Origin of the sequence: Sinorhizobium sp. 8-89, assembly GCF_030124325.1 — a bacterium.
Lineage (GTDB): Bacteria > Pseudomonadota > Alphaproteobacteria > Rhizobiales > Rhizobiaceae > Sinorhizobium.
Map to the genome: position 1 here is coordinate 81,211 of NZ_JASKLR010000017.1, position 17,570 is coordinate 98,780.

14 protein-coding genes are annotated in these 17,570 nt (G+C 62.0%); 5 read left to right on the plus strand and 9 right to left on the minus strand.

Annotation, left to right across the window (positions count from 1 at the left end):
- Positions 1-75: 75 nt before the first annotated feature.
- Genes QN219_RS24870 through uxuA form a run of 4 tightly spaced genes read left to right on the plus strand, consistent with a single transcriptional unit; the run spans position 76 to position 4,339 of the window.
- Positions 76-648 carry a TRAP transporter small permease gene (locus QN219_RS24870; protein WP_284002756.1) on the plus strand — a complete coding sequence of 191 codons (573 nt, stop codon included), beginning with the start codon at positions 76-78 and terminating at the stop codon, positions 646-648.
- 3 nt (positions 649-651) lie between these two features.
- Positions 652-2,058, plus strand: coding sequence for a TRAP transporter large permease (locus QN219_RS24875; protein ID WP_284002757.1), 1,407 nt, complete (start codon positions 652-654; stop codon positions 2,056-2,058).
- Positions 2,059-2,072: 14 nt separating this feature from the next.
- The gene (locus QN219_RS24880; RefSeq protein ID WP_284002758.1) at positions 2,073-3,116 is read left to right on the plus strand and encodes an L-idonate 5-dehydrogenase; all 1,044 of its coding nucleotides are present in this window, start codon (positions 2,073-2,075) and stop codon (positions 3,114-3,116) included.
- A gap of 11 nt (positions 3,117-3,127) precedes the next feature.
- Complete coding sequence (gene uxuA, locus QN219_RS24885) at positions 3,128-4,339, plus strand: mannonate dehydratase (protein ID WP_284002759.1); 1,212 nt, start codon at positions 3,128-3,130, stop codon at positions 4,337-4,339.
- A 376-nt stretch (positions 4,340-4,715) separates the two neighbouring features.
- On the opposite strand, the gene QN219_RS24890 is transcribed toward uxuA, so the two are convergent.
- Genes QN219_RS24890 through QN219_RS24900 form a run of 3 tightly spaced genes read right to left on the minus strand, consistent with a single transcriptional unit; the run spans position 4,716 to position 9,396 of the window.
- Positions 4,716-5,963 (minus strand): adenylate/guanylate cyclase domain-containing protein, encoded by a 1,248-nt coding sequence (locus tag QN219_RS24890; protein WP_284002760.1) that lies wholly within the window; start codon positions 5,961-5,963, stop codon positions 4,716-4,718.
- Positions 5,960-6,349, minus strand: a complete 390-nt coding sequence (locus QN219_RS24895; RefSeq protein ID WP_284002761.1) for a response regulator — start codon at positions 6,347-6,349, stop codon at positions 5,960-5,962. Before QN219_RS24895 ends, QN219_RS24890 begins: the two co-directional genes overlap by 4 nt.
- Positions 6,346-9,396, minus strand: a complete 3,051-nt coding sequence (locus QN219_RS24900) for a GAF domain-containing protein (protein WP_284002762.1) — start codon at positions 9,394-9,396, stop codon at positions 6,346-6,348. The genes QN219_RS24895 and QN219_RS24900 overlap by 4 nt, the downstream gene beginning before the upstream one ends.
- Before the next feature lie 341 nt (positions 9,397-9,737).
- On the opposite strand from QN219_RS24900, the gene QN219_RS24905 reads away from it, so the two are divergent.
- Positions 9,738-10,511, plus strand: a complete 774-nt coding sequence (locus QN219_RS24905; protein WP_284002763.1) for a DUF1236 domain-containing protein — start codon at positions 9,738-9,740, stop codon at positions 10,509-10,511.
- Between the two features lie 193 nt (positions 10,512-10,704).
- Here the strand turns inward: QN219_RS24905 and QN219_RS24910 are convergent, their stop codons facing one another.
- The 6 genes from QN219_RS24910 to fabF form a co-directional block, all read right to left on the minus strand.
- Positions 10,705-12,921, minus strand: coding sequence for a xanthine dehydrogenase family protein molybdopterin-binding subunit (locus tag QN219_RS24910; protein ID WP_284002764.1), 2,217 nt, complete (start codon positions 12,919-12,921; stop codon positions 10,705-10,707).
- A 3-nt stretch (positions 12,922-12,924) separates the two neighbouring features.
- The gene (locus QN219_RS24915; protein WP_284002765.1) at positions 12,925-13,383 is read right to left on the minus strand and encodes a (2Fe-2S)-binding protein; all 459 of its coding nucleotides are present in this window, start codon (positions 13,381-13,383) and stop codon (positions 12,925-12,927) included.
- A gap of 233 nt (positions 13,384-13,616) precedes the next feature.
- Positions 13,617-14,573 (minus strand): AraC family transcriptional regulator, encoded by a 957-nt coding sequence (locus QN219_RS24920; protein WP_284002766.1) that lies wholly within the window; start codon positions 14,571-14,573, stop codon positions 13,617-13,619.
- A gap of 214 nt (positions 14,574-14,787) precedes the next feature.
- Complete coding sequence (locus QN219_RS24925; protein ID WP_284002767.1) at positions 14,788-14,952, minus strand: hypothetical protein; 165 nt, start codon at positions 14,950-14,952, stop codon at positions 14,788-14,790.
- A 356-nt stretch (positions 14,953-15,308) separates the two neighbouring features.
- A complete protein-coding gene (locus QN219_RS24930; protein ID WP_284002768.1) occupies positions 15,309-16,124 on the minus strand; it encodes an oxidoreductase in 816 nt (271 codons plus the stop codon).
- A gap of 68 nt (positions 16,125-16,192) precedes the next feature.
- Positions 16,193-17,497, minus strand: coding sequence for a beta-ketoacyl-ACP synthase II (gene fabF / locus QN219_RS24935; RefSeq protein WP_284002769.1), 1,305 nt, complete (start codon positions 17,495-17,497; stop codon positions 16,193-16,195).
- Positions 17,498-17,570: the final 73 nt, after the last annotated feature.

Below are 17,570 nucleotides of genomic sequence, written 5' to 3' on the forward strand. Positions count from 1 at the left end.
GGACGCGCGGTGCTGCAATGTCGGCCGCTCGGCAGAGCGGCCGACGTTCCGCCCACCATTCACCGGATGATCGCCATGTCACAGGAAGTCCATTTGCAGACGACGCCGGAGGAAATCGCCCATTCCTTCGACGAGGCTCCGCCAGCTGCGGATATTTCGAACTATGCCTTCGAGGATTGGGTGACGCTCGCCATCTTCTGGGTGATGACGGCATGCGTGTTCCTGCAGTTCTTCACCCGCTATGTCCTCAATAATTCCTACGCCTGGACTGAGGAGATCGCCACCAATTGCCTGATCGGCGTGGTGTTCCTCGGCTCCGTCATGTGCGTTCGTGTTTCCCGGCACATTCAGGTCGACGTGCTTTATCACTATCTGCCGCGTGCGGTCGCACGCGGCATGGCGATCTTCGTCGATCTCGTGCGGATCGGCTTCTTCGCCTACGCCTGCTGGTTGATGTGGCGCTATGTGGCGATCGTCGCCAACGAGCGCATGGTGACGGTCAATCTGCCGCGCAACATCGTCTTCTACACCGTGATGGCCGGCTTCGTGCTGATGCTCGTCCGCTCGATCCAGGTCTTTATCGCCAATCAGCGCCGCGGCTATTCGGTTCTCGAAAAGCCCGAGGAATTCCAGAAGATTGAGGGCTGATCCATGCTGCTGCTCGTTGGTTCGTTTCTCCTGCTGATGCTGGTCGGTGTGCCGGTCGCCATCTCGATGGCCGCGGCGTCTGTCCTCTACCTTGTCTTCTACAATGTCGCGCCCGACATTATCGCGGCGCAGCGGATGATCGCCGGCGTCGAGAGTTTCCCGCTGCTTGCAGTGCCGTTCTTCATTCTCGCCGGCAACCTGATGAACTCCGCCGGCGTCACCGGCCGCATCTATTCCTTCGCCGTCGCTCTTGTCGGTTGGATGAAGGGCGGCCTCGCACAGGTCAACATCATCGGTTCGGTGATCTTCTCCGGCATGTCGGGCACGGCGCTTGCCGACGCCGCCGGCATCGGCACGATCGAAATCAAGGCGATGAAGGATCACGGCTACCCGGTCGAGGCCGCCGTCGGCGTGACCGCCGCGTCGGCAACGCTCGGCCCGATCTTTCCGCCGTCGCTGCCCTTCGTCATCTACGGCATGATGGCGAATGTCTCGATCGGCGCGCTGTTCATGGCCGGTATCGTCCCTGGCGTGGTGATGACGGTTCTGATGATGCTGACGGTCGCCATCTTCGCTTACAAGCGTGGCTGGGGTTCGGACACGCCGTTCGAAGTGAAGCGGTTGCTGTCGGCTTCGCTCGAGGTCGTCGTCGTGCTCGCAGTGCCGATCTTCATCTATCTCCTGATGTCGGCGGGGCTGTCGATAAATGTCGCCGCCGGCATCGCGCTCCTCATCCTTCTCACCCTTGACTGGTATTTCGATTTCTCCGCCGTCATGGCGCTGATGACCCCGGTGATCCTGATCGGCGGCATGACGATGGGCTGGTTCACGCCAACGGAAGCCGCCGTTGCCGCCGTGCTCTGGTCGCTGTTCCTGGGTTTGGTGCGCTACCGGACGATGACAATGTCGACGCTGACGCGGGCGACCTTCGATACGATCGAGACCACTGCCTCGGTGCTCTTCATCGTCACGGCGGCGTCGATCTTCGCGTGGCTCCTGACGGTAAGCCAAGCCGCCCAGATGCTTTCCGGCGCGATCCTGACGATCACCGAAAACAAATGGGTCTTCCTGATCCTCGTGAACCTCCTGATGCTGTTCGTCGGCTGCTTTCTCGACACGATCGCCGCGATCACCATCCTGGTCCCGATCCTTCTGCCTTTGTCGGCTCAATTCGGTATAGATCCGGTACATTTCGGCCTGATCATGACCCTCAATCTGATGATCGGCCTGCTTCACCCGCCGCTTGGCATGGTGCTCTTCGTTCTGTCGCGCGTCGCCAAGCTCTCGGTCGAGCGGACGACCATGGCGATCCTGCCTTGGCTCCTGCCGCTCTTCATCGCGCTGATCCTGATCACCTTCGTTCCGGCGATCACCCTGTGGCTGCCGAGCGCGGTCGGGCTGATCCGCTGATGGCAGGAGCATCCATGCGCACGCGTCTTACCCGGCTTTATGGCCAACGGGACCTCCGGCTCGAAGTTGCCGAGGTCTCCGCGCCCGGTGAAGGTGAGGTCCTCTTGAAGATGGCGGCCGGTGGCATTTGCGGCTCCGACCTCCATTATTACCAGGATGGGGGCTTCGGTCCCATCCGGGTGCGCGAGCCCATTATTCCTGGTCATGAGGCGTCCGGCCATGCCGCCGCGCTCGGCGCCGGCGTGTCCGGGCTCGCGATTGGCGATCTGGTGGCGGTCAATCCCAGTCAGCCCTGCGGAACCTGCCGTTTCTGCGGGGAGGGGCTTCCGATTCATTGCCTGAACATGCGGTTCCTGGGCAGCGCCATGCGTTTTCCCCATACCCAGGGCATGTTCCGCGACTGGCTGGTGGTTCCCGCGAACCAGTGTTTCCCGGCGGGTACATTGGTCAGCGCTGGCGAGGCCGCCTGCGCCGAACCGCTCGCGGTCTGCCTGCATGCGGTCGAGCAGGCCGGCGATCTCAGGGCCAGGCATGTGCTGGTCACCGGCGCGGGGCCGATCGGCGCCCTGGTGGTCGCGGCTGCGCGCCACGCGGGGGCCGAGACAATCGTCGTCACGGATCTTGCCGATGCGGCACTCGATCGGGCAACGGCAATGGGCGCGACGCGGGTGGTCAACGTCCGCCGTGATCCGGCGGGCCTCGCCTCCTATGAGGCCGACAAGGGCCAGTTCGACGTCGTCTTTGAGTGTTCCGCCGCCGAACCGGCGCTTCGAAGCGCGATCGCGGCGGTCAGACCGCGCGGGCTGATCGTGCAGGTTGGGGTGACGGGCGATATCGCCCTTCCGCTCAATGCGCTGGTAGGCAAGGAATTGCGGCTGATCGGCTCACAGCGGTTCGACCGCGAGTTCGCCCTTGCCGTCCGGCTCATCGCCGAGCGACGGATCGATGTACGCCCGATCATCTCGCATGCCTTTCCGGTCGATCGGGCCGTCGAGGCTTTCGAGCAGGCCGGCGACCGTTCGGCTGCGTGCAAGGTGCAACTGACATTTCTGCCCTGAGGGAGTCCTAGATGCGACATACATGGCGTTGGTTCGGACCGGTGGATCGTGTGAGCGTGCGGGATGCGGCGCAAGCCGGTGCGCACGGCATCGTCAGCGCGCTCCATCACATTCCGACCGGAGACGTATGGCCGGTTGCGGAGATCGAAAAGCGGCAACAGGAGGTCCGCGCGGGTGGTCTGGAATGGGAGGTCGTGGAAAGCGTCCCGGTGTCCGAAAGCATCAAAACGCAAACAGGCCCCTGGCGCGAGCATGTTGCCAATTGGCAGGAGACGCTGCGCCGCCTTTCTTCCGCCGGCATCCGGACGATTTGCTACAATTTCATGCCGGTCCTCGATTGGACCCGCACGGATCTGCGCTGGACCGCCCGGCACGGGGCGAAAGCCATGCGCTTCGACCGTATCGACTTTGCGGCCTTCGACCTCCATCTGTTGGAGCGTCCGGGTGCGATCGAGGATTATGACGAGGAGACGGCCGAGCAGGCTGAGCGGCGCTTCCGGGAGATGACGGAGGAGCGCCGGCTTGCGCTCTCGCGCAACATCGGCGCGGGCCTGCCGGGCTCCGCCGACGGATACAGCCTGCCGCAACTGCGCGACCATCTACAAACCTATGCCGGCATCGGCCGCGAAAAGCTCAAGCGTCACCTGGTCGATTTTCTTGCCGAGGTGACGCCGGTTGCGGAACGGGTCGGCATCAATATCTGCGCCCATCCGGACGATCCGCCATGGGCGCTCCTGGGTCTGCCGCGCATCCTGTCGACTGCGGAGGACTATGCCTTCATGCTGCGGGAGGTCGACAGTCCGGCCAACGGGGTCACATTTTGCACCGGTTCGCTCGGCGCGCTTGCGGCCAACAAGCTGCCGGCGATGGTTCGCCAGTTCGCGCCGCGCATCCATTTCGTCCACCTGCGCAATGTCCGCCGCGAGGAAGACCGGACCCCGTGCTCGTTCTACGAGGACGAGCATCTGGAGGGCGACACCGACATGGTGGCGGTGATCGCCGAACTGCTCAAGGAAGAGCAACGGCGGCGCGCCGTCGGGCGAGCGGACCACCAGATTCCCATGCGGCCGGATCACGGCCAGGAAATCCTCGACGATCTCTCACGCGGCGCCCAGCCCGGCTATCCGGCGATCGGCCGGCTGAAGGGGCTTGCGGAACTGCGCGGGATCGAACGAGCCCTCTCGCACGCCACCTACGGGACTGCCGGATTCGGCGCGACGTAGAGTGTCGATGCGCTGATTTCGACACAGTTTCCGTATTGCTGCAATTCCGACATGAGGTGACGCTTTTCGGCGTTCCGTCAGGTTCGCCCGGAAAGCGGAAGCCCCTCGAGGACAGGCGCAAGCCGTTAGTATGAGGCTCTCTGTGCCGAACGCACCGGGTTCCGGGAAGCTGGCGGTCGCCCTCGCGCGCCTGTGGAGCAACTTGTCTACTACGCCACCAACTTCCCAACCCAGCGCCTGATTGGTTCGGTAGCCAGCGCGTGCCATCTGACGCATCCCATGGTGCGCGAGGGCCGCAAGGGAGGAAGGTCCTGCCGCTGAACGTCAGCATCGCGTCACAAACAACGTACGATCTGCCGCCAATTTAGCCGGTCATTTAAAGCGTAATTATCGTCGTCGTGTCGCCGTTCAGCAGGCGCTTGAGGTGAAAGCTCGCAAGCCGGTCTTCCGCATTGCGACCAACCAGTGCGGCAAACGAAGCGAGTGCACCGTGATCGCGGGCCTCGAGCTTTTCGAAGGCCTCCATGTAGGCCTGTGTTTCCGCGCTCGCATAAATTGCGGCATCAAGGGGTTCGAAAGCGCGGATCGGTTCGGCCTTACCCCTGAGGAGGAGGTCGCCTACGGGCCGGCCGTGGAAATCCTGCGCTTTGGTGGCGAGGCTGCCGCTTACACAAATGCGGGTGCCTAGCGTTTTGTTGGCCACTTCCAGGCGCGCGGCGACGTTGATTGTGTCGCCATAGGCGCTGTAGTCAAAAAACCGCCCTCCGCCGAAATTGCCCACAACAGCGGTGCCGGCGTGCGCGCCGATCCGGGTATCGCCAAGCGTTATCCCTTTTTTGCTCCAGTCTTCGCGGAAGGACCGCGCGAAGGCGTCGAGAGCGAGCGAACAGGCGACGGCGCGACCGGCATGATCCGGCTGGTCGGCAGGAGCTCCGAACAGCACGTGGAGCGCGTCGCCGATGATCTTTGCGACAGTACCATCATGGGCAAACACGATGTCGGTCATGCCGACGATGTAGTCGTTGACCAGTGGTCCGAGCACGCTTGGCTCGATCGTCTCGACGAGCGTGGTGAAACCCGTCAGATCGGTAAAGAGTGAGGCAACCTCCCGGCGGGTGCCGCCAAGATCAAGGGTGTCGGCGCTGCTTGCCAGACGCTCGGCGAGATTAGGCGAGAAATAGCGGGAAAGCGACGCACGCGCCTGCTCGGCCGCCGATTGCCGGCGCTGTACCTCACGCAGCGCTTCCACGTGGTGGATCGTCTTGACGATCGTCGCCTCCAGATCGGGAAAATCGATCGGCTTCGTCACGAAATCATAAGCGCCGCGGTTCATCGCGGTTCGGATATTGGCCATATCGCTGTAGGCGGAGATGATGATCGTGGACAGGTCCGCGTCCCTCTCCTGAAGCTTCGCGAGCAGCGACAAGCCATCCATTCGCGGCATGTTGATGTCGCTCAGCACCATGTCCACGTCCTGGTTTGCCGCCAGTACGGCCAAGGCCTCGACTCCGTCACGGGCAAACAGAAAACGCAGCGTGCTGTCGCGGATCTGCCTTCGGAATTTCTGGACAAGCAGGCGCTCCAGGTCCGGCTCGTCGTCAACAACGAGTATGCTGGTGCTCATGCGGCGCGCCCAATTCGCATGTCGATTTCTTCCCGTAGTGCGACGAAGTCGATCGGCTTGGTGAAAAGCGCTTCCGCGCCGCTTTCCAGGGCTCTCCGCTTCGTGTCCGCGTCGCCGTAAGCGGTGATCATGATCACCGGCACGTCAGGCCGTAAATTTCGCGCCTTCGGCAGCAGTTCGAGTCCGCTCATCCCCGGCATGTTGACATCGGACAGTATGAGAATAAGCGTGACATCGACGGCATCGGCGATCCGTTCAAGCGCGGTTGGCGCCGACTGCGCAAACTCCATTGCGAAGCGGCCGGCGCGCAGGTCCCGGCGGAATTGCTGTCTGAAGAGCAACTCGATGTCAGGCTCGTCGTCGACCACCAGGATAAGAAGGCTCATGATCTGCCCTCCGATTTTGCGATCGCAGCGGCAATCCGCGGCAGCCGGATGCGAAACTCGGTGTGGTGACCCGGTTCCGTGTCCACCTCGATTGAACCGGCATGCTGCTTGACGATGATGTCGTGGCTGAGCGAAAGGCCGAGGCCCGTGCCCTCGCCGGCAGGCTTGGTCGTGAAGAAGGGATTGAAGATCTTCTCCCTCACCTCCGGTGGAATGCCGAGCCCATTGTCGCGGATGATGATTTCGACGCTGTCGCCGAGATTCCTGGTCACTGCGGCCAGCTTCGGCTCGTAACCGTCGCCGGGCTCGGAAGCCGCGCGCTTGCTCGTGGCATAGAAGCCGTTGGAGATGAGATTGAGAAGCACACGCGTGATCTCCTGCGGGTAAAGGTCAATCTCGCCGGCTGCCGGATCGAAGGATTTCTCGAGCGTGATGTTGAAACCCTGCTCGCCGGCACGGGCACCGTGATAAGCGAGGTTGAGGCTCTCCTCGACGATTGCATTGATATCGGCCGGCCTGCGCTCGCCCGCCCCCTGACGCGAGTGCAGGAGCATGTTCTTGACGATCGAGTCGGCGCGCTTGCCGTGCTGGACAATCTTTTCAAGATTGCCCCTGAGCATGGCAGTGAGTTCGTCGATCTCGGAGCGAGCGGCGCTGTCACCTACGGCGCCATCGAGCACTTGCTGCAACTCCTCGATCAACTCGACGGACAGCGCCGAGAAATTGTTCACGAAGTTCAACGGGTTTTTGATCTCGTGCGCAATTCCGGCGGTCAGTTGCCCAAGCGAGGCGAGTTTCTCGGTCTGGATCAACCGGTCTTGCGCGGCCTTGAGCTCCTCCAGCGACCGTGACAGTTTCTCAGTTCTCGACTGCACCTCCTGGAATAGGCGGACGTTTTCGATGGCGATCACAGCCTGGTCGGCGAAGGTCGACGCCAAGTCGATCTGTTTTTCGGTAAAGGGGCGCACGATCGAGCGGGTCAGCGCGAGCACTCCAATCGGGCTGCCTTCGCGCAAGAGCGGCACCCCGAGCACAGTGCGAAATCCCGCAAGTCTCTGCCCCTCGAGCAGCGTGTATTCGGGATCATCGAGGACGTCGGCGACCTGGACCGGCCGAACCTCAAGCAAGGTCCGCCCCACGATGGTGCCGCGTCCCGGCTCCAGCGGAAGAGCCCGAAGATATTGCCCGAATTCCTGCGAGAGGCCGTAGCTGGCGACCGGATAGTGCGCGTCACCCATCGGCCGGGTCATCGTTGCCATGTCCGCTTCGCAAAGACGGGCAGCGGACGTCACAAGAGTGTCGAGGACCGCCTGCAGGTCGAACGCGGAGCGGCTGATGACCTTCAGCACGTCAGCCGTCGCAGTCTGCTGCTCAAGCGCCTCGGTCAGTTCAGCGGTTCGCGCCGTCACTTCGTCGAACAGCCGCACATTCTCGATCGCGATGACGGCCTGGTCTGCAAAGGTCTGGACGAGTTCGATCTGCTTTTCTGTGAACGGCCTGACTTCGGTCCGGCGGATGACGAGCGCCCCGATCGCCTCCCGCTGCCGCATCAAAGGCACCGCCACAATTGTGCGGTGGCCCATGCGTACGGCCATGCTGTGGCCGTCCGGATATTCGTCGGGCGTGGCGCTCAGATCAGGCACATGGATGGGCCTTCGGTCCACCACGGCCCGGCCCGTGACCCAGTTGCGTGATACCGGCCAGCCGGGAAAATCGATCGGAATCGGCCCGTGATGCGCCCTGACATGGAGAGTATCTCCGTCCTTCAGGAATATTGCCGAGTCGTAAGCTTCGCAGAGTTGCGCTGCCGACTCGACAAGAGTGTCGAGCACGGCCTGAAGATCGAATGGCGACCGGTTGATTACCTTGAGAACATCCGCTGTCGCAGTCTGCTGCCGTAGCGATTCCTTCAGCTCAAGGTTTCTTTTTTCCAGATCGGTAAACAGCCGAACATTCTCGATCGCTATCGCGGCCTGATCAGCGAAGGTCTGCAGGAGTTCGACTTGCCGATCAGGAAACACTCCGGGCTGGGTTCGCGCGACGACGATGGTTCCGATCGGCCCGCTGTCGCGCATGATCGGTACCGCGACCAGGCTTCTGTAGTTCGCGGATTGGACGCCAAGGGTGGTGTGGGCCTGATATTCAGGATCGACGAGCCGGTCCGGTATCTGCTCCACCGATCGGCTGAGAATCGAACGCCCCGCGGCACTGCCTCGATCAGGCGGGGCCGGAAACATCGCGCGCACCGCCTCGACGCCTTCCGGCTCCAGCCGGTGGTACGCCACGAAGTGGAGACTTTCGCCATCGTAACGGAACACGTGGCAGAACTGCGCTCCGCAAAGTCTGGCGGCACGCAATGCTATCGTGTCGAACACCGGCTGTATGTCGGTGGGCGAGGTCGAGATGACGCGCAGGATTTCGCTTGTCGCGGTCTGCTGTTCGAGCGCTTCTTTGATCTCTCGATTGCGCGCCTGTGCCTTCTCGAAAAGGCGGACGTTTTCCATGGCGATCACCGCCTGATCGGCGAAGGTTTGCAGTAACTCGACCTGCCGCTCTGGAAAGAATCCGACAGCACGTCGAGTGACGGCGATTGATCCGATCGGACGTCCTTTCCGCACCAGCGGCACGCCGATGGCGCTGTGGTAGGACACGATTTTCGCCAGCGAGAGCATCCGGTAACCAGCGTCGGCAAAAACATCGGGAATTTGCTCGATGGCGCCGCTGATGAAGGCCCGCCCTGTGACATTGCCTGTATTTGGTTGCTGCGGAAAATTGGCACGTACCGCTTCGATGCCTTCACCCGAAATGCCGTGATAGGCAACAGGATGCAGGAATTCTCCGTCGAACCGGAAAACGAAGCAGAACTCTGCGCCGCACAGCCTCGCGGCATTTTGCGCTATCGCATCGAACACCGGCTGTATGTCTGTGGGCGAGGTCGAGATGACGCGCAGGATTTCGCTTGTCGCGGTCTGCTGTTCAAGCGCTTCGCCAAGCTCCCGCTCCAGCAATTCGATCTGACGTCCGATGCTGAGGCTCGACTCCTCCACCTTGCGCCCCCCTTTAGCGCTCTGCAGGCGACCGGCTCGGTGACGAGCCCCTAGGTCCGCCGCCCGGGCGCCTACACCCCACGCCGTGGCCGGTGACGGTAGACCGAAGAGAATACCCCATCTGACCGGCTGTGACGAGGATTAGCTCCTGCTGCAACACGGTATATCAGCCATACCTAACAGAGTCGCATTCTCGGCGTTTAGAGCAAGAAAACGCTCTTTATGCCTGGTCTTTCCTTCGAAAGTGCGGCGGATGGCGCAACCGACGAGCCATTGCCACGGAACAAACCTCCCGATAAGCGGTTGGCTGTCGGAAGGGACAATCAAATGGAGAACTTCCGATGACGAGTATTCTCATCAAGAGTGCAGTTGCCTTGAGCCTCGGCGTCGCGTGCAGTCCAGCCTTCGCGCAAACGGAGCAGCCGGCGCAGGGCCAATCCAGCGATTGCCCCGCCGGAACGGAATGCCCGCAGGGCGGGACACAACAGGGTCAACAGCCTGATGCTCAAGAAGGAACGGGCCAACCGGATCCTGGGCAGACGGGTGAGGGCCAGCAGCAACAGACCCCTGATCAACAGCAGCCGACCGACCAAGGGGGCGCCGGCCAGCAGCAACAGGACCAGCAGCAGCAGCCGGACCAGCAGGGCGAAACTGGCACGACCCCGAAGCCGGACCAGGGCGGTACGCAAACCGAGCAGCAGGGCACCGACACCCAGACTCCCCAACAGGACACAGATCAGCAGCAGCAGCCCGCACAAGGTGAACAGCAGCCGTCGCAAGGGGAATCGGAACAACCCGCCCAAGGCGAGTCTCAGCCGTCACAGCAGCAGGATCAGACATCCGGTTCATCCGGCGACGTTAACGTGACGGTGGAGCAGAAGACCGAAATCACCCAGGTCATCCGGGAAGAAAACGTCGAACCCATCGACGTTGATATCGACGTGTCCGTGGGGGTAGCGGTTTCCGAGACCGTCAAAGTCAAGCTGAAACCGCTTCCGACGCGCATCGTGAGGATCGTACCGGAGTACGAAGGCTACCTGTTCTTCGTGCTTGCAGACGGCCGGATAGTCATCGTGGACCCGTCATCGCTGAAGATCGTGGTCATCATCGCGTAGCACCTGCCGAGGAGGTCCACTGGCTCACCGGGTGGACCATCCAACTCCTCGAAATGAAGCGATTGCGGACAGAAACCGTTCACGCACTTTTCGGGGAACTGCTCCAGCAACACACTCTACTGCGCCGCGCGTCTTATTTGAGGCGCAAAGGGACACGCGGCGGCCGGTCAACCGGCCGCCGCGCATCGAGAGATCAGGCATTGAGCGATTTTGCAAACGGCATGACGCGGATCCGCTTGCCGAGCGCCTTGTAGGCTGCGTTTGCAACCGCCGGGCCGATCGGCGGAACGCCGGGCTCGCCGATGCCCGAGGGCGGATTGGCGGAAGCGACGATGTGAACCTCGACCTGCGGCATCGCATCGATCCTCAGCGGCGTGTACATGTCGAAGTTGCCTTGGTCGACCTTGCCATCCGTAAGCGTGATTTCCTCGCCGAGTATGGCACCCAGCCCGAAACCAATGCCGCCCTCGACCTGCGCCCGGACCTGGTCGGGATTGATTGCCAGTCCGCAGTCCACGGCAGCGACGACGCGCTCGACCTTGATGCCGCCATTCCCATCGGTCGAAACCTCAGCGATCTCGGCCACTACGGAGCCGAAGCTTTCGGCGATGGCGACGCCGCGGAAGCGGCCTTCGGCGAGCGGCTTCTCCCATTCTGCCTTTTCGGCCGCGAGCTTCAGGACCTTCGCGTGGCGCGAGTCCGGTTCGAGCATGGAGAGGCGGAACTCGACCGGCTCGCTTCCCGCCGCCTCGGCCACCTCGTCGATAAAGGTTTCGGCCGCAAAAGCGGTATGCGTCGAGCCGACGGAGCGCCACCACAGAACCGGCACCCCGACCTCCGTGGTCGTCAGACCGACCGTCTGGTTCGGAATGGCGTAGGGTAGGTTGTGGGCGCCTTCGACCGAGGTCGGGTCGACGCCATTCTGGATCATGCCCTGGAAGGCGGTCTTCGCCACGATCGACTGGCCGACGATATGATCGTCCCAAGCCACGAGCTTTCCGTTCTCGTCTAGCCCGGCCTTGAGGCTGTGCACGTAGGCGGGCCGATAGCGGCCGGCGCGCATGTCGTCCTCGCGAGTCCATTGCACCTTTACGGGCGCGCGGAACCCGATGGCCTTGGCCGCATAGACGGACTCAACGACGACATCGCCATCGAACACCGCCCGCCGGCCGAAGCTGCCGCCGGACTTCATGACATTGAGGCGCACCTTTTCCGGAGCGATGCCCGCAATCTCGGCGGAAAGGCGCTGATAGACGTCCGGGAACTGATGCCCGCCCCAGACCTCGAGCGTGCCGTCCTCGTTCATACGCGCGACCGCGTTCAAGGGCTCCATCGCCGCATGAGCGAGATAGGGGAATTCGAAGCTTCCCTCGATGACCTTTGCGGCGCTCGCGAAGGCGGCCTCGGCGTCGCCGTCCTTGCGGGCGACCGCCGCCGGCGGTTTCTTCGCCAGATCGCGGTACATGGACATGAGCTCATCCGTGCCGCGCTTTTCCGCCGCCGTCTCGTCCCATTCGACGGTGACGGCGTCACGGCCCTTGATCGCCACCCACATGTGCTCGCCGATCACGGCAATGCCGCGCGGCGTTTCGACGACGTCGACCAGGCCCTTGAGAGCCTTTGCGGCCGAAGCATCGAAGGACTTCACTTTCGCCCCGAAAAACGGCGGATGGATCATCACCGCCGTCAGCATGCCGGGCAGCTTGACATCGATCGTGTACTGCTCCGTCCCGTTAGCCTTACGGGCGCTGTCGAAGCGCTTCAGCCCGGCATTGCCGATAAGTTTCCAGTCCGCCGGTTGCTTGAGCGGCACATCGGCTGGTACCGGCATGGTCGCCGCCTTGGCAGCGAAGACGCCGAAACCGCCGCTCTTGCCGGACGGGTGTGACAGAATGCCGTTTTCGACGGTGATCTCCGCTGCGCCGACGCCCCATTCGGAGGCAGCGGCGGCGACCAGCATGGCGCGGGCCGCAGCACCCGCCTTGCGGTAGCGTTCCCAGGACGAGGCCATGGAAGTGGAGCCGCCGGTGCCCTGGAGGGTGCCACCGAAGGCGATATTGCCGTAGACCTTCACATTGCCGGCGGCACCGATCACGTCGATCGTGGACCAGTCGGCGTCGAGTTCCTCGGCAACGAGAGTGGCAATACCATTATAGGAGCCCTGACCCATTTCGAACTGGGAGGAGAGCACGGTTACCTTTCCATCCCCATCGATCGTCAGGTAGGGCGAAAAGGAATGCGCCCCGCTCGTGGTCGCCGTTTCGGCGGCGGCCGCTGGCGATGCTGCCAGCAGGCGATAGCCGACGGCGATTCCGGTACCGGCCGCGAGTGCACCGAGCAGGAACTGCCGCCGCGACGTCTCGAGCCGGGCGGTGGGGAGGGCAACCGATTGCATCAGTTTCGGGATCATTGCTCAGGCCTCCAGACGCTTTGCGGCTTCGTGAATGCCGGCACGGATTCGATGATAGGTGGCGCAACGACAGAGATTGCCCGACATGGCCGCGTCGATGTCGGCGTCGGTCGGTTTCTGATTGTTCGTCAGGAGGTCCGTTGCAGACATGATCTGTCCCGACTGACAGTAGCCGCATTGGGGAACGTCGAGATCGGCCCAGACCGCCTGGACCGTTTCGGCAACCTTCCCCTTCAGCCCCTCGATTGTCGTCACCTTGGCCCCTTCGATGTCACCGATGAAGGTTTGACAGGACCGTACCGGCGAGCCGTCCACATAGACCGTGCAGGCGCCGCATTGCGCCATGCCGCAGCCGAATTTCGTTCCGGTCAGCCCGACAAGGTCGCGGATAACCCAGAGAAGCGGCATATCCGCTTCGGCATCGAACCTATGTTCGACACCGTTGATCGTAACATTCACCATGGTGTTCTCCTTGCGTTATGCCGTGGTCGCGGGCCGCTCAACGCGGCAAGGGCGCTTCGCACCCGGCGGCCACCAGACCGTCGCGGCAGCTTAGGAGACCATCCTTGAGGCCGGAAGATTCAATCCTGTCGAATTATTGCCCATTCCTGCCGACTTGACGCAATTGTGATCATAGGGAGAGCGCGCGTCATGCCTGCCGGATAGTGGTTCTTCCTGTTCCGGCGGTGCCGGTACTACCCAACTGGACTGCGCTTTGTCGAATCGTTCGAGTTCAGGATCGCCTTGATGTCACGCAACGGCGGATGCCCGAATGCGCGACGATATTCCCGGCTGAATTGTGTCGGGCTCTCGTAGCCAACCCGCAACGCGGCCGTTGCAGCATCGACGGACTGAGCAAGCATCAGTTCCCGTGCGTGATGAAGCCGCAGATGTTTCTGGAACTGCAATGGGCTCATCGCCGTCATCGCGCGGAAATGATGGTGCAACGTCGAGACGCCCATGTTCGCGATCTCGGCCAACTCTTCGACCCGCAGCGGACTGGTATAGTTCTCCTTCAGCCATGCGACCGCCTTTGCCACCCGGTTGCTGTTCGTACCCGCAAGCGCGAAGCGCCGCAGCCGCGCCCCCTGCTCGCCGGTAAGCAGCCGGTAGAGGATTTCGTTTTGGACATGATTGGCGAGGAACGGTATGTCCTTCGGCGAATTCGCAAGTGAAATCAGGCGAAGCAGGGCGTCGAACAGTTCCGGCGTGGCGGTACCGACGGCGACGCCTAGGTCGCGCTCCGGCATACCGGTCGGGTGTATGTCGTAATCGGCTATGATGCGCCGCAGCTTCTCGAGATCAAGCCGCAGCGAGGCTGCGACATAGGGGTGGGTCTCGCTTGCCGCGCAAATCTGTGCGGTCACGGGCAGGCCGATGGCGGTCAAGAAGAAGCAGGATTCATCGTAGACGAGCGTTTCGTTGCCCACATGGACATTCTTGCTTCCCTTTATGATCAGGGAGACGCTGGGCTCGTAGACACCGGAAAACGGTCCGGCCGGCTCGACGATACGATAGAGCGAAAGTCCGGGAATCGAGTGCTTGAAGGAGATCCCATCCCAAGGCAGTTGCGAAAGCTTGTCGAGAATTTGCGCGCGAAACGGTGCGGTTTCCTCGCGCAGGTCCCGTTGCTGGAACATGGTCTTGCTCATTGTCACTCCTGGGCCTTGACCGTTCTCTATCGCAACCCGGGTCGTTTTTCTTATCACATTATTTTGATTTCGAGAGAATCAGGCAAGAATGATCCACAATTGAGCATTGGGATTTCAGCCGGCCTACCCAAGTGGCGTGCCCTTGGCCGCAAATGCAGATGGGACAAATGCATGCTGGGCTCACCAACATGAGGCCGATGGAGCGCGACCCACGTCAATAGGAAATTCGAATGCTACCGGTGTCGGTCGTGGTGAACTCAGGCTCAGGATAGGCGCCCTGCCATTGAGCATAGGTTGTATTGACATCGCCCGTACCGGTGCTTGCGCATCCCGAAAGCGCCAAGAGCGCTACCGCGGCAATCAGAAATCTAAGAGGCATGGTATTCTCCTGTCACGGGAGATTGCCCAGGCCTCGAGGGCCAGTGTTAAATTCTCTCTCAAATCATCTTCAATGGCAAGCGGGCTTCGCACGTGCAGGCAGTTACGCCGATGGCGTTTCAGCTTTTCCGTGCGGTAACGAAGCAGCGGCGATGCCGGCGCTGTAAAGGCCGAAATCGACGATGCCGTCGCTCGCCGATGGTGTCCGGCCCCTTCGAATTGGCGAGTTTGACTTCATGGCATGTCCTTTCGTGAATGTGAAAGCGGTCCGGCTCGGTCGCAGAGGGAGAGCGAATGCACCAACGGTTTCGCGTAATGGATCAAAGATGCCCTGCCTCGCGCAAACCGCATTCGACATCAGACCGGCAGACCGGTCTGTTTACGCAAGCTCTTGTCGAACGCGGATTCGGGGACGAAACGGCGCAGCAAGCGAACTTGGCCGGCGAGTTTGCCCGCGGTGTAACGTCTTCTCGGCGCCTTGGCCGTAGCCGCTTTGACAACGGTCTCTGCCACAACCGCGGGGTCGTCGCCGCTTTCGACGCTCTTGCGCATCTGCACTTCCATGTCAGCGCGCACCGCATCGTAGACAGCAAGCGAACGATCGGGCCTGGTTATGTTTTCCTCGAAGGCGGTGCGGGTAAAGCCGGGCTCGACCAGTGCGACCCGAATTCCGAATGTCCGCAGTTCGTGATCGAGGGATTCGGAATAGCCTTCGACGGCATGTTTGGTCGATGCATAGAGAGCATTGTAGGGCGACGGGATCAGCCCCAGAATGGAACTTATGTTGATGATCCTGCCCTTGCCTTGACCCCGCATGGTTGGCAACACCGCGTTGGTCACACGAAGAACGCCGAAGACGTTCACGTCGAACAGCGCCTGTGCCTGGGCAGTTGAGGACTCCTCTGCGCCGCCGAGCAGTCCAATGCCGGCATTGTTGACGAGCAGGTCGATACGCCCTGTCTCGGCTAGCACCTCCTCTATCAGTTTCGCCACGGATGCGTCATCGGTCACGTCACAGCTCAACATGGTGACGCCGTCGGAGCTTTCGGAGGCCGCATGACGGCTGGTTCCGAAGACCCGAAAGCCTACGCGCTGAAGGGCTCTGGCCGTTGCGCGCCCGATGCCGGTCGATGCCCCAGTCACAAGGGCGACGCCAAGATTGGCTTTGTTCATGGAAACTACTTCCTTCTGTGCTGATTTCGTTTGCAAATGACGCAAGCGCGATCGTTCATGCTGCCCGGCTAAGCTTCAGCCACGGGCATTCCGGCGGCGGCCAATTTGTCCGTCCAACGTCGGAACAAGACGCTGGCGTTTACACCACCAAAGCCAAAGCCATTGGAGATCGCGTAGTCCATCTCCGTTGGCCGAGCCCGGTTCGCGACGAAGTCAATCCCGTCGCCGGCCGGATCTGGAGCGTTCAAGTTGAGAGTAGGCGGGGCTACCTGATCCCTCAGCGCCAGAATCGTGAAGATGGCTTCAAGCCCGCCGGCAGCTCCGAGCAGATGACCGGTCGCCGACTTCGTCCCGCTGACAGCTACGCTGGATTCTGCGCCGAACACCCTCTTGATCGCCGCGATTTCCCCCAGGTCGCCGACTGGCGTGGAGGTCGCGTGCGCATTGAGGTGGCGGATCTCGCGCGGGGAAATTCCGGCCTGGGCAATCGCGATCTCCATCGCCCGCCGCGCACCGTCGCCGTCCTCGGGACCGGAAGTGACGTGGTGAGCGTCCGCAGTCGTGCCGTAGCCGACGAGTTCGGCGAGGGGTTTTGCACCGCGCGCAAGTGCGTGGCTCAATGCCTCGATGACCAAAATGCCGGCGCCTTCGCCCATGACGAAGCCGTCACGCAGCATGTCGAAGGGGCGCGAGGCCTGATCAGGGATGTCATTGAACCCCGTCGAAAGAGAGCGTGCCGCAGCAAAGCCGCCGAGACTGACGATATTCATGCATGCTTCCGTTCCGCCGCACACCGCGACGTCGGCTTCATTGGCTCGAATAAGACGAGCCGCATCGCCGATCGCCTGAATGCCGGCCGCACACGCGGTCACCGGTGCGCCGATCGGCCCTTTGAAGCCGTAACGGATGGAAATCTGTCCCGCCGCCAGGTTCACCAGGAAAGATGGCACGGTGAAGGGTGAAAGACGCCGGACGCCGCGCTGATCGACCGTTCGCACCGCCTCAGTTATGGCCGGAAACCCGCCGATGCCCGAAGCGATGATTGTCGCGGTGCGGACCCGGTCATCTTCCGAGACCGGCTTCCATCCCGCCTGTGCAAGCGCCTCTTCCGCCGCCGCCAGCCCGAAGAGAATGAAACGGTCGACCTTGCGCTGATCCTTTGGGGCAAAGACGGCATTCGGATCGAAGCCCGCCTCGGGATCTTCTTCCAGAGAGGGAACCGTTCCACCGACCTTCGCCGGCAGGTCCCGCACGACATCGTCCGGAAGGCGCCGGATGCCCGAACGTCCAGATAGGAGCCGAGACCAGGACGTCGCCACATTGGCTCCGAGGGGGCTGACCGCTCCCATCCCTGTGATAACGATACGACGCATGTGATCTCCAAACTGGCATTTTGTTTCGTCCGTCTGCACGCCGTACAGACGCTCGATCGGCGATTGCCGCTTA

Bases quoted from the DNA above. Each gene is read 5' to 3' on its own strand.
- QN219_RS24910 (WP_284002764.1), bottom strand. From the start codon at position 12,921: ATGATCCCGAAACTGATGCAATCGGTTGCCCTCCCCACCGCCCGGCTC.
- QN219_RS24915 (WP_284002765.1), bottom strand. From the start codon at position 13,383: ATGGTGAATGTTACGATCAACGGTGTCGAACATAGGTTCGATGCCGAA.
- uxuA (WP_284002759.1), top strand. From the start codon at position 3,128: ATGCGACATACATGGCGTTGGTTCGGACCGGTGGATCGTGTGAGCGTG.
- QN219_RS24905 (WP_284002763.1), top strand. From the start codon at position 9,738: ATGACGAGTATTCTCATCAAGAGTGCAGTTGCCTTGAGCCTCGGCGTC.
- QN219_RS24925 (WP_284002767.1), bottom strand. From the start codon at position 14,952: ATGCCTCTTAGATTTCTGATTGCCGCGGTAGCGCTCTTGGCGCTTTCG.
- QN219_RS24880 (WP_284002758.1), top strand. From the start codon at position 2,073: ATGCGCACGCGTCTTACCCGGCTTTATGGCCAACGGGACCTCCGGCTC.
- QN219_RS24890 (WP_284002760.1), bottom strand. From the start codon at position 5,963: ATGAGCACCAGCATACTCGTTGTTGACGACGAGCCGGACCTGGAGCGC.
- QN219_RS24895 (WP_284002761.1), bottom strand. From the start codon at position 6,349: ATGAGCCTTCTTATCCTGGTGGTCGACGACGAGCCTGACATCGAGTTG.
- QN219_RS24920 (WP_284002766.1), bottom strand. From the start codon at position 14,573: ATGAGCAAGACCATGTTCCAGCAACGGGACCTGCGCGAGGAAACCGCA.
- QN219_RS24870 (WP_284002756.1), top strand. From the start codon at position 76: ATGTCACAGGAAGTCCATTTGCAGACGACGCCGGAGGAAATCGCCCAT.
- QN219_RS24875 (WP_284002757.1), top strand. From the start codon at position 652: ATGCTGCTGCTCGTTGGTTCGTTTCTCCTGCTGATGCTGGTCGGTGTG.
- fabF (WP_284002769.1), bottom strand. From the start codon at position 17,497: ATGCGTCGTATCGTTATCACAGGGATGGGAGCGGTCAGCCCCCTCGGA.
- QN219_RS24930 (WP_284002768.1), bottom strand. From the start codon at position 16,124: ATGAACAAAGCCAATCTTGGCGTCGCCCTTGTGACTGGGGCATCGACC.